At 58.0% G+C, this 12,162-nt stretch carries 9 protein-coding genes and 1 pseudogene; 7 read left to right on the top strand and 3 right to left on the bottom strand.

The window, feature by feature from the left end:
• Positions 1–18: 18 nt before the first annotated feature.
• Positions 19–1,044, bottom strand: coding sequence for a DMT family transporter (locus ADM64_RS05660; RefSeq protein ID WP_224784334.1), 1,026 nt, complete (start codon positions 1,042–1,044; stop codon positions 19–21).
• 567 nt (positions 1,045–1,611) lie between these two features.
• On the opposite strand from ADM64_RS05660, the gene ADM64_RS05655 reads away from it, so the two are divergent.
• The 6 genes from ADM64_RS05655 (at position 1,612) to ADM64_RS05630 (ending at position 8,581) form a co-directional block, all read left to right on the top strand.
• On the top strand, positions 1,612–2,877 hold the full coding sequence (locus ADM64_RS05655; RefSeq protein ID WP_049193454.1) for an aspartate kinase: 1,266 nt from the start codon (positions 1,612–1,614) through the stop codon (positions 2,875–2,877).
• 9 nt (positions 2,878–2,886) lie between these two features.
• Positions 2,887–3,927 carry an aspartate-semialdehyde dehydrogenase gene (locus ADM64_RS05650; RefSeq protein WP_049193452.1) on the top strand — a complete coding sequence of 347 codons (1,041 nt, stop codon included), beginning with the start codon at positions 2,887–2,889 and terminating at the stop codon, positions 3,925–3,927.
• 810 nt (positions 3,928–4,737) lie between these two features.
• Positions 4,738–5,694: an iron-siderophore ABC transporter substrate-binding protein gene (locus ADM64_RS05645; RefSeq protein WP_016421885.1), complete on the top strand. Its 957-nt coding sequence runs from the start codon at positions 4,738–4,740 to the stop codon at positions 5,692–5,694.
• A 51-nt stretch (positions 5,695–5,745) separates the two neighbouring features.
• The gene (locus tag ADM64_RS05640) at positions 5,746–6,741 is read left to right on the top strand and encodes a FecCD family ABC transporter permease (RefSeq protein ID WP_222865141.1); all 996 of its coding nucleotides are present in this window, start codon (positions 5,746–5,748) and stop codon (positions 6,739–6,741) included.
• A complete protein-coding gene (locus tag ADM64_RS05635) occupies positions 6,738–7,790 on the top strand; it encodes a FecCD family ABC transporter permease (protein ID WP_016421887.1) in 1,053 nt (350 codons plus the stop codon). The genes ADM64_RS05640 and ADM64_RS05635 overlap by 4 nt, the downstream gene beginning before the upstream one ends.
• Positions 7,787–8,581, top strand: coding sequence for an ABC transporter ATP-binding protein (locus ADM64_RS05630; protein WP_016421888.1), 795 nt, complete (start codon positions 7,787–7,789; stop codon positions 8,579–8,581). Before ADM64_RS05635 ends, ADM64_RS05630 begins: the two co-directional genes overlap by 4 nt.
• Here the strand turns inward: ADM64_RS05630 and ADM64_RS05625 are convergent.
• Together ADM64_RS05625 and ADM64_RS10790 are read right to left on the bottom strand one after the other, a co-directional pair.
• Positions 8,578–9,501: a siderophore-interacting protein gene (locus tag ADM64_RS05625; protein ID WP_016421889.1), complete on the bottom strand. Its 924-nt coding sequence runs from the start codon at positions 9,499–9,501 to the stop codon at positions 8,578–8,580. The genes ADM64_RS05630 and ADM64_RS05625 overlap by 4 nt on opposite strands.
• Positions 9,502–9,612: 111 nt before the next feature.
• A pseudogene (locus ADM64_RS10790) lies at positions 9,613–10,802 on the bottom strand (IS3 family transposase); the annotation flags it as partial.
• Between the two features lie 519 nt (positions 10,803–11,321).
• Here ADM64_RS10790 and ADM64_RS05610 point away from each other — a divergent pair.
• Entirely contained in the window at positions 11,322–11,969 is a 648-nt protein-coding gene (locus tag ADM64_RS05610) for a hypothetical protein (protein WP_049171148.1), read from the top strand.
• Positions 11,970–12,162: the final 193 nt, after the last annotated feature.

The raw sequence follows: 12,162 nt of genomic DNA, 5'->3' as shown, positions 1-12,162 counted from the left end.
GGGAGAGTTGAACTCTACTCACCGCGCTGTGGCATCGGTGGAATCTGTGGTGGTGTTTGCGGTGCTGGTGGTGTCGGTGTTTGCGGTGTTTGCATCGGCTTTTGCGGAGCTTGGGGCGCTTGTGGAGGCTGTGGCGGTGGCTTCTGCCGGCCGAGCCGCCAGGGTAATAGTGGCAGAAATCATGGTCGCCAGTGCGATAAACAGCGCCACCCACTGCACACCAACTGCCTGGAAGCGTTCACCAAGAACGATGTATCCCAAGCTGAAGGCAACAATCGGCTCCACGACGGTCATAGCTGGTAGCGAAGCCTGCAACGGTCCCGCGTTAAAAGCCGCCTGCTGCAGGCCGACGCCAATAACCGCCAGTGCCACCAGCAGCCAGAGTTCCCAGGAGAGCAGGAGCTGGACGAGTCCGTCGTTGACATAGGTATCGACCACCGACTTAGACAGCAGCGCGACGAAGCCGTACAGCCAGCCGGTTGCCGTGCCGAGCAGCAGGGCCTTCGGGTTCTGGCGTAGCACTCCGCGCTGTTTGGTGTCTGAGCCGCCACCGGTGCCGGTGCCGGTGTTGGGCCACTGAACTGCAGCGGCGTATAGTCCGCAGGTGACCACGCCACCGGCGGCAAGAGCCCATCCCCACAGGTAGGTGGGGATATCGGTGGAGCCGGCAGTCGGCTTGCCGAGCAACACCAGCGTCGCCACCGCAAAAGTAAGCGCCACGGACCAAATCATCTCTGACCGCGAAATCCGCCGACCATTGACCTTCGCCGCCAGCGGGAGCGTGAGCATCAGCTTCATAACCAACAACGGCTGTACCAGGAGCAACGTGCCAAATGCCAACGCTGCGACCTGAAATACATACCCGGCAATCGCCAAAGTCGAGCCTAGCCACCAGCGTGGCAGCTTCAGGGTCTTCGCCACTCCGCGAAGTGTGCTGGTGCCCTCTTCCAGTGTTCGGGAGAGGTTGTGGCGGATGACGGTTCCCCACGCGATGCTGAGCGCGGACAGCAGTGCCAGTATCGCAGCGAGAAGGTCATTGTTCACGTAGGAAATGCTAGGCATGCAACACTTGTCATGTCCACTTCGCAGGGGTTGGGCGGGGCAGTGTTTTGTGCCCGCAGCGCCTCGGGGAGTAGCTGGCGGATTAGCTGGTTCGGCCAAGATGCTGACTGAGCCCGGGCCGGGGAGCCCGGAGTGGAGCTGACTGAGCCCGGGAGTTCCTGGCGCAGTACCGAGAGTTACTGACCTAGTTTATGTCAGTTTTGACAAGTTTCAGGGCTTATTTTTGTCATAAACCTAATCAGTTTCACATTTGCAGCCCGCTGGCAGCCCGCAGCCGCGCCCGATTCACACCCAACCGACACCCAACCCACAGCCCAAGCACCCCAGCCGTCACACTCTCAACGCGCAGCCGCGCTCACCCCACGCCCAACCACGACTCCACGCAACCACGATCCCGCAAACCCCCACGCAACCCGCCCCAAAACCCCCACGCAACCCCCACAAGCTACGTTTTGGTAACCCACTATGTAATTACGAATGCAACTCAAGTAAATTGAGTCAATAATAGTTACTTGCATATAGTTGCCTAGTTTTTGGAGGTTGCCGACCATGGCACTGGTTGTGCAGAAGTACGGTGGTTCATCCCTGGAGAGCGCCGAACGCATTCGTCGTGTTGCAGAACGAATTGTGGAAACCAAAAAGCAGGGCAATGACGTCGTGGTTGTGTGCTCCGCAATGGGCGACACCACCGATGAGCTTCTGGACCTCGCTGAGCAGGTCAACCCGGTCCCGCCGGGACGCGAGATGGATATGCTCCTGACCGCCGGTGAGCGTATTTCCAATGCACTGGTCGCTATGGCGATTGCAAGCCTCGGTGCCTCGGCCCAGTCTTTCACCGGTTCGCAGGCCGGCGTGATCACCACGGAGCGCCACGGTAACGCCCGCATTGTCGAGGTCACTCCGGGGCGTGTCCGTGAGGCTCTCGATGAGGGCCATATCTGCCTAGTGGCCGGTTTCCAGGGTGTAAACCGCGAGACCAAGGACGTCACTACGCTGGGCCGTGGTGGCTCGGATACCACTGCGGTTGCTCTCGCGGCAGCCCTAGAGGCGGACGTCTGCGAGATTTACTCCGACGTGGACGGCGTGTATACCGCGGATCCGCGCATTGTGACGGACGCGCAGCGTTTGGACAACATTTCCTTCGAGGAGATGCTGGAGATGGCCGCGGTTGGCGCGAAGATTTTGCAGCTGCGAAGTGTCGAATACGCCCGCGCTTTTAATGTTCCGTTGCGTGTGCGTTCGTCGTATAGCAATGAACTTGGCACCCTTGTTGATGGATCGATGGAGGATATCCCTATGGAAGAAGCAGTGTTGACCGGTGTGGCGCATGACCGCTCCGAGGCGAAGGTGACCGTGCTGGGCATTCCGGATGATCCGGGCCAGGCGGCGAAGATGTTCCGCGCGGTTGCGGATGCGGAGATCAACATCGATATGGTGCTGCAGAACGTCTCTACCATCGCGGATAACCGCACTGACATTACTTTCACGTGCCCGCGCGAGGACGCTCCGAAGGCGATGGCGTTGCTGAAGAAGCTGCAGGCTGACAATGACTGGAACGACGTGCTTTACGACGATCACGTGGGCAAGGTCTCCTTGGTCGGTGCTGGCATGAAGTCCCACCCGGGCGTGACTGCGACGTTCTGTGAGGCGCTCGCTGATGAGGGTGTGAATATCGACCTGATTTCCACTTCTGAGATTCGTATTTCGGTGCTGGTTAATGACCAGGATGTCGATAAGTCTGTGAAGGCTCTGCACGACGCTTTCAATCTCGGTGGCGACACCGAGGCTGTTGTTTACGCTGGTACGGGACGTTAAGGAGTTCTTATGACCACGATTGCTGTTGTTGGTGCCACTGGCCAGGTTGGTCGTGTGATGCGCACTCTGTTGGCGGAGCGTCATTTCCCGGCCGATAAGGTTCGTTTTTTCGCTTCTGCTCGTAGTGCGGGCAAGGAGTTGGAGTTCCGCGGCGAGAAGATTGTTGTCGAGGATGTCGCGGCTACTTCTGACGAGGATCTGAAGGGCATTGATGTCGCGGTGTTCTCCGCTGGCGGCACGCTGTCGAAGGAGCAGGCTCCGCGTTTTGCGGCTGCTGGCGCTGTTGTTGTTGATAACTCGTCGGCGTGGCGTAAGGATCCGGAGGTCCCGTTGGTGGTCTCCGAGGTCAACCCGGATGCTTTGCAGGACATCCCGAAGGGAATTGTCGCTAATCCGAACTGCACCACGATGGCCGCGATGCCGGTGCTCAAGCCGCTTCACGACGAGGCCGGGTTGCAGCGTCTGCGTGTGTCCTCCTACCAGGCCGTCTCGGGTTCGGGCCTTGCTGGCGTGAATACTCTGGCTGGCCAGGTGCGCGAGAACATCGACAACCTGGAGAAGCTGACCACTGATGGTTCGGCTCTGGTAGCGGAGGACTTTGGTCCGTACGTCGCACCGATTGCTTTCAACGCGCTGCCGGTGGCCGGCAACTTTGTTGATGATGGTTCGCTGGAGACCGATGAGGAGCAGAAGCTCCGCAATGAGTCCCGCAAGATTCTGTCTATCCCCGAGCTGGCTGTTGCTGGTACCTGTGTGCGTGTTCCGGTCTTCACTGGCCACACGCTGGTGATCCACGCTGAGTTTGAGAATGCTCTGTCCGTGGAGAAGGCTACTGAGCTGCTGGAGTCCGCGCCGGGCGTGAAGGTCGTCGACGTTCCGAATCCGCTTGCTGCCGCTGGTGTGGATGAGTCCCTGGTGGGTCGTATCCGTGTCGATCAGTCGGTTCCGGAGGGGCGTGGCCTGGTGATGGTTGTCTCTGGCGACAATCTGCGTAAGGGCGCTGCGCTGAATACCATCCAGATTGCGGAGCTGTTGGTCGCTGACCAGTAGTTGAGCGCAGTACTTAAAAGCGCAAAAAGTTAAGCCTCGGCACTTAGCGAACTTCGTGCTCTCAATGACAACTACTCCCCACTAGTCGGTAACTGATTTCTCAGTCCAACTAATGGGGAGTAGTTCACATTGTTGCGGTAGGGGGCCTATTTTTTCTTATTGACGCCCACGCTTTCCGCTTGGCTGCAGCGCCAGCGGAATGTGAGATTGTGCGAGCGCAGTGCTGGGGGGGATTGCGTCACGGGAGGCGCCGGCGCCCTATTTGGCGGCGTGAGGATGTGCAGATGTCGCTAGACCGGGGATGCGTGGCCGACGGCGCCGTATTTGGGGCGCTAGCAGGGGTGAATGTCGCTAGAACGGGAATGCGTTAAAGACACTGATTTGCAGCTCCGCAAAACTGCAGGTCAGGGAATTGTCGCAAAATTCGGAGGCGCGCCTGTGCTGACAGATTCCCGTTCTAGCGACATTTCGACCTTCGAAGTGCAACTTTTCCGACAGTTGGTGCCACGAGTTGCAATAGCGCGAGCATCTCGGCATTGAGAGCCAGGGTGGCTAGGGTGGCCAGGGCGGTGACAGTGGCCAGGGTGGCTAGGGTGGCCAGCGTGGCGACGGTGGCCAGGGCGGCGATGGAGTCGGTAGCGGCCGAGCAGGAAGCGGACTAATTTAGGGTAGCCTGTTGTGTGGTTAGCCTTACCTGTGTAATATAGGCTCGATTGCTGTGTTGGCCGTAGCCGAAAGAGGTCATCAGTCTCTTGGGGCTACGGGTACTTTACAGCGTTTCAAAGAGTTCCTTACGCGTTAGGTTTTCACATGTTTCGAAACAATTCGCTGACCCGTCGAGCGGCGCTGAAGACCGCCGCTGTCTTGGCAGCATCCACTCTTGTTCTGTCTGGTTGCTCCCGAGGCGACGACGCGGCGGCGTCAAAAAATGAGGGCACCGGGGACGAGCGCATCGCCGCAGTTGGCCTGGGAGACAGCGATACCTTGCTCGCTCTAGGCATCCAACCAGTCCTCGTAGCGCCCTGGGGTGCTGAGGGAGATGTTGATGCATCTGGCGTCGGCCCATGGGCTACCGAAAAGCTCGGCGACAACAAGCCTGAAGTGGTTTACGGTACTGCCAACGGATTCACTGCTGAAATCCTGGAGAAGATCTCCGCCGCTGATCCGGACAAGATCATTGCGGTGAACTCTGCCGTAGACGCGCAGGCGAAGAAGGCGCTTAATGACATCGCCCCAACCACCGTTAAGCCAGACGGTGCCACGGACTGGCAGATCCCCTGGCGGGATCAGGTCAACCAGATCGCCGGCGCTGTAGACAAGCAAGAAGAAGGCGACAAACTCGTCGAAGAAACGCAGAAGGCCTTCGATGATTTCCAACAGCAGCACCCTGAGCTCAAAGGCAAGCGTGCGGCTATCGTCATGCCTTATCAGGGAAAGATCGGCCTGTACACCTCCGGTGACGGTCGCGGGCAGTTTATCAAGAGTCTGGGCTTCGAGATCCCGAAGGAGCTCGAAGGTAACGGGGGCGAGTTCTACCGCGACATCGCACCTGAGAACTACAGCGACCTCAACAACGTCGATTACCTCTTCATCCTTGATTACCAGGGTGCCGCCGATACCTTGAAGAAGGATCCAACATTCAGCAAGCTGGACGTTGTTCGCGAAGGCAAGGTCCGCTGGATGGACGAAAACGTGGGCAATGCAATGAGTATGCCGAACCCATTGACCATCCCCTGGGCAGTCGACAAGTTCTCTGACGCAATTTAATTGAAAGTGTCCGTTTCAAGAACTCGACATTCTTTGGTGTTTTCCCGGCGTTTGCTTACTTCGGCCGCACTCGTTGGCTTGGCTTTGCTGCTGCTTGCCTCCCTGTACTTGGGTTCCAAAGATCTTTCCATTGGCGAAGTGACCAGCATCCTCATGCATGGTCCGCACCCATCTACGCAATCCGGCATCATTTGGGACTTGCGCGTTCCGCGCACCCTCTTGGCTGTGATCACAGGCGCAGCCCTGGCTATGGCGGGTGCCATTGCTCAGAGCTGGACCCGCAACCCCCTGGCAGATCCCGGCATTATCGGCGTGAACGCTGGAGCAAGTTTCGCAGTCGCTGCGGCACTGACCTTGGGCTGGGCAACGACGGTCGGGGAGCGGACACTTGTAGGGCTCGTCGGGGCGGCCGTCGCTGCCTTAATCGTGCTGTTGATTTCCCGCGTATCGCGTAACCCGCTAACTCTGGTACTCGTGGGCGTGGGAGTTACCTTCGCCCTGCAAGCGGCCACGAATATGCTGAGCCTCTATTCTTCCGACACCCTGGAAGGGCTCCGCCGCTGGACCGTTGGCTCTACAGCTGGGCGGGGTATGGAAGACGTGGCCTTAGCTGCTTTAGGTCTAGCACTAGGTGCTCTATGTGGTGCGCTTGCAGCACGCCCGCTGGATCTACTTGCGATGGGAGAGGACTCCGCCCGTTCCCTTGGCAGCTCGCCCACGAGAACCCGCTTGTTGGCTGCCGCAGCGGTGATCATCCTCGCCGGCTCGGCGACAGCCACTGTGGGGCTTGTGACATTCGTGGGCTTCGCCGTGCCACACCTACTACGCCCGTTTACCGGCCCGTCCCTGACTCGCCTCTTGCTGCCGACCGGCATTGTTGGTGGCGCGGCTGTGTTGCTAGCCGATATTGTGGGCCGCTTCGTCCTGCAGCCTAACGAGCTGGAAATGTCCATTGTCTTAGCTATTGTCGGTGCCCCAGTGATGATTCTGGCGGTGCGACGTAAGAAGAGTTCACCGACCTCGAATGACTCGGAGCTGACGATATGAGCGATATGACGTCTATCCGTAGTATTAAGCGTTCACGAAGCAGACGCGTCCTGGCGGCTTCGGCAGGGTTCGCCCTCATAGCGGCTCTTTGTTACTGCTTAATCCTGGGGCAAGGAGCGGTGAAGCTCAGCCCGATGGAAGTCATCGAGGTTCTCACCGGTGGGGGCACACAGCAAGCAATCAACGTGGTGTGGGATCTCCGCCTGCCTGTAGCAATCGCTACCGTTCTGGTCGGCGCGGCTCTAGGGCTGGCAGGTGCGTGGACTCAGACCATGGCCCGCAATCCGCTGGCCAGCCCGGACATTCTCGGTGTATCCGGCGGCGCGGCGGTTTTGGTTGTGGCGGGCACCGTAGTTACCCGCCCTGCATGGAGTGAGGGGGTGCCGACGTTCTGGTGGCGTGCTGCACTCGCTTTGCTTGGCGCACTAGTGATCGTTGGTTTGCTCGTTCTACTCGGTGGCTTCGGGACGTCGCAGCGCGTAGTGGTCATCGGCCTGGCACTGTCTTTCCTCACGCAGTCTTTAGTGCAGTATCTCCTGCTCCGGGCTGACTTAACTCGTGCCACGGATGCCCAAACTTGGCTCGCTGGGTCTACCGGCTTTGTGCGTATGGAAGCTTTGTTTCCTATGGTGTTGGGCCTGTTGCCCTTCGTAGTTTTAGGCCTTTGTGTTACGCGCGATGTCCCTCTTCTTTCTCATGATGACGCCACCGCGTCCACACTTGGGGTAAATGTCACGAGGGTGCGCGCTATTTTGCTCATTGCCGCAACGGGCATTGTCGCGGTGGTGGTTTCCTTTGTCGGCCCAATTGGATTCGTGGCACTATTGGCTCCTCAGCTGGCCAAGCTGGTGGCCGGAACGCCCACGCCCCATCCGTTGTGCTCTACTTTTGCAGGCGCTGCTCTATTAGCTGCGTGCGCCGTCGTGGCGGGCGCACTGCCATTTACATCCCCTGTGGGTTTGGTTACCGCCATCATCGGTGGCCCCGCGTTGGTGTTGCTTGTGTGGTTGGCGGCCCGTCGCGGAACTCTGAAAGGAATGGTTCAATGAACGTTCAAGTTGATCACGTCACCGTGGGCTACAACGACGGCCCAAGCATTGTTAAGGACGTGTCTTTCACTGCAGAGCCCGGGAAGGTCACCACGCTCTTAGGCCCCAATGGTTGTGGCAAGTCGACGTTGCTCAAGACGCTTTCTCGGCTGCTTGCTCCCGCCGAAGGACGGGTTCTTGTAGAGAAAAAGGACGTGCATAGTTTGCGGTCGCGCGAAGCCGCCCAACTAATTGCGCTTTTGCCACAACACCCGCTGTGTCCGGCGGGATTGACCGTTGGAGAACTTGTGGAGCGCGGACGGCACCCTTATCGTCGATCGCTCTGGGGTGGGGGAGCGACGGCGTCAGAAGATAAAGAAAAAGTGCGCGAGGCGCTGAAGAAGACGAAGGTTGACCATCTTGTTGCCCGCGACGTGGCGGAGCTTTCTGGCGGCCAGCGGCAGCGGGTCTGGATGGCGATGGTGTTGGCGCAGGATACGCCAATTGTGCTGTTGGACGAACCGACTACCTACCTAGATCCGGCACATGCGATAGAGATTCTAAGTATCGTGCGGGAGCTCGCTCAAGAGGGCAAGACGGTGATTACCGTACTTCATGATCTTGGCCTGGCGGGAGCTTTTAGCGACGAGATGATCGTCATGAAGGAAGGGGAAAAGATCGCCGAGGGTTCTCCAAAGGAGGCTCTGACGGTGGATGTGTTGCGCGAGGCATATGGCCTGAATGCCGAGGTGTGGGAAGATCCCCGCGGTATGGCTCCGATTATTGTGCCGCGAGGGATTGTGGCTAATTAAGGCCGTGCCCTGCCTAGGAACCAATAGGGGCACCACTGCACGGATTCGCTATTGAGGCCCCAGGTGTGAATTGCGTGGCGCCGTACTTCCTTGCAGAGCTGTCCTTCACCCGCGACCCAGACGTACTTCGACTGTGTTGCGGGGTGTTCGGCACGGTCCAGTTGCTGTAGGTGGGACATCACTGCCGTGCTGAAGTCCGTTGTAGCGCTAAACAGCACTTCTAGGCTGCCCAGCTTGCTCTCCCAGTCGGCGACGAGGGATGGCTCGAGGTCACCATGGTTCTCGGCGACCACTACGAGGTGTATGTCGCGCAACTGTTCCGGGGCAAACGCATCCGCGTAATCCAAAATGGCGCGAACGGAAGGTACGGCAGATGGGTCTGCGATAAGTGTTTGTGAACTTTGCGCGCGGTGCCAGAGGCCCTGGCATGTCCAGATGCCTACCTGGTCGCCAACACGAGTTGCAAGAGCCCAGGCGAGCCCTGGTCCGACGTGCTCATCCTTTGGATTTTTGACGCCATGTGTCGCCACGTCGAAAGTTATCTGTCCGCACTCGGGATCGAGTGAGCGTACGGTGTACCAACGTAAATTTGGGCGTTGGGTCTCCGGCATGGCTGTAACGCTTGCGCGGATATTGGCGCCACCTCCGTGGAGGGGTAAATGGAGATTCTCGCCGGGCTTAGCCGGCATAAAGAGGCCAAAGAATTCGTCCGGGCCGGAAAGCTGAAAGCCGACTAGCTCGGGGGAGCGGATGACAATCCTCTGCAGGTTTTCTGCCGGGGCGCTGACGTCATAAACAGTGGCGCGGATGATTCGATGGTGCGGTTCAGAAGGGGCGGCCAAGAGTAGGTGGTCAGAAAAGGCCGCGCGGTAGGCGGAAGTGTTCGTCGGAGTGTTCAGGGTAACTGGGTTCGAGGTCATAGTGGGAGTTAACTTACCCTTACCTAAAGCAAAAGTGAAAGGGTGAGGGGCAGAAAAAGCCCCGCGGGGATCCGAGGTGAACTGGTCCCCGAAAATTGGACTGGTTTAACTCTAGGCGGTTAGGGCTTCAAGGGTCTGATTCCGATATTGCATCGGGGTCAGGCCCTTGAGTCGTTGTTGGACGCGTTCGGTGTTGTACCACTGGATGTATTCGTCGATTACTTGGTTGAACTCTGCGACCGTGTCGAAGACTTCACCGTGGTACATCTCGGTTTTCACGTGCCCGAAGAAGTTCTCCATGACCGCATTGTCGTAACAGTTGGCTTTACGCGACATCGACTGAACACCACCGTTGTCGCCAATCAGGTCACGCCACGAGGCATGCTGGTACTGGAAACCTTGATCGGTGTGCATCATCCACCCGGGTTCAGGTGCCCACGCCGCGATCGCCTTGGACAAAGAATCGGTGGTCAACGCTGTCGACGGCGATGTAGCCACAGTGTGGGCAACGATTGAACGGTCGAACAAGTCCATCACCGGTGACAGGTAGACCTTGCGGCCTGCAACCCTGAACTCGGTGACGTCGCTGACAAAGACGGTATTTGGCTGATCCGGGGTGAATTTGCGGTCAAGCTTGTTGTCGGCAATGCGGCTGATCGTCCCAACATAGGAAATATACGGTCTGCGCTGGCGAATCTTAGCTCGAAGCCCCATCTCGCACATGAGTTTGTAGACGAGTTTGTGGTTGACCACCCAGCCCTGGTTACGCAGGTCAAGTAGCACTCGCCGGTAGCCGTAGCGATGCTTGTTACGCTCGAAGCTTTCCCGAATCGCTTGCTTGAGAACGGCGTGGTTATCTGGCTTACTGAGTCGTTGTTGGTGGTAGAAGAACGTCGACCGTGGGATACCTGCTGCCTCTAGGAGGTACTCCAAGCGGTGGTGAGACTTGAGGATGACAATCGCCTGGACTTTCAGGCGCGTCCCTGATTCCTCAAGTCCCGCATTTTTTTTAGATAGGCATTTTCGGCCCGCAACCGTTCGTTTTCGCCACGCAGCTTGTCTTCCTCCGACAGCGGCTTCGGCGTGACCGATCCTTTGGGTCTGCCCTTCGGCTTTGGTTTCAACGCGTCATCGCCGTCTTTGCGCCATTTCCACGACCACCCGCGGACCAGCTGCTGTGATGACAGGCCAAATTCACGTGCAAGATCCATCGCTGTCTAGCCAGCAAGGTGGCGTTGGACAACTTCCTTCTTGATCTCGAACGAGTACTGCTGCTTAGTCGGTTTCTCCACAAGACATAGCCTGCATGCAGCTTAAACCGACGACAGAGCATACGGGCGGCATACTTGGAGACACCAAGGGCATTGGCAGCGGCTGTATAACCCATGCCTTGCTCAAATAGTTCAACCAACTGCTCGCGCTGATATTCACTTAGCGAACTTCGTGCTCTCAATGACAACTACTCCCCACTAGTCGGTAACTGATTTCTCAGTCCAACTAATGGGGAGCAGTTCATTAGGTGCCGAGGCTTTTCTGCTGGAAAAGGCGAGCCTGGTTTGGGGTGACCAAACGGCTAGCAATGTGACCCGTGACATGCGACGTTTGGGCATAAGTGCAGGTTAAATTTTGCCGTTATTCTGTTTCCAATTTCCTGGCTGAAGTGGGTCGAATTTCTATATTGTGACCGTTTTTCATCACCGGTACGGTTTTCGTGTGAGCACGGCAGTGGCCGCAAAGGAGAAGGCGAGAAGCCCTTTACCTTCAGCTCTGGGCATCGCGCCACACCATTTATCTACACTTCATTTTTCTAAAGGATCATCATGGATAACCTGTGCAATATCTGCGAACTGATTTCCTCCTTGCCAGCACCGGCTCCGCTGCCGGTACCTGAGTTCAACGTGAACTTCCCGGAGGGCCCACTGGTTCAGGTCGACTCACTGTTCCCGAACTTCCACTCTCTGACTGAGGGCGGCAACCTGGGTCTGCAGAACGTCGGTGGCGATCAGGACAACGCTCTGCAGAACGTTGGCGGCAACCAGGGTCTCCAGAACGCTGGCGGCGATCAGCTGAACGGCGGAGACCAGATTGGCGGCGACAAGCTGGACAAGGGCGACAAGGTCGGCGGCGACCAGGTTAACGACAAGGGCCAGATTGGTGAGCGTCAGTCCGGTTTCCAGACCGGTGGCCAGGACCAGAGCCTGCAAAACGTCGGTGGCGACCAGGGTCTGCAGAACGGTGGCCAGGAGCAGGGTCTCCAGACTGGCGGTAAGAACCAGAACGGCCTTCAGACTGGCGGCCAGGAGCAGGGCCTGCAGACCGGTGGTAAGAACCAGGGTGGCCTCCAGACTGGCGGCCAGGAGCAGGGTGCCCAGACCGGCGGCAACAACCAGGGTGGCCTGCTGGCCGAGGACGGTGCGGGTGACAACCTGCCAGTCGACCTGGACCTCACCGGTGCAAAGGCTATCTAAGGCCGTTTAAGCTGACTTAGGCACTGCACTACAATGACACTGCGCAGCTATTAGCTCTCGCGGCTATTAATACGTAACAGCGCACGAGCGCCTTCTCACTCCTTGCGGAGTGGGGAGGCGCTTTTTTGTGTTTATAGCTGGCGACGTTGGGTCGATCCGAGTTACTGACTGCGTTTATGTCAAAAATGGCCCG

Origin of the sequence: Corynebacterium sp. 401_CJEI, from assembly GCF_001076435.1 — a bacterium.
Lineage (GTDB): Bacteria > Actinomycetota > Actinomycetes > Mycobacteriales > Mycobacteriaceae > Corynebacterium > Corynebacterium jeikeium_D.
The sequence above is the reverse complement of the archived record's forward strand: the minus strand, read 5'-3'. Positions and strand labels throughout refer to the sequence as shown.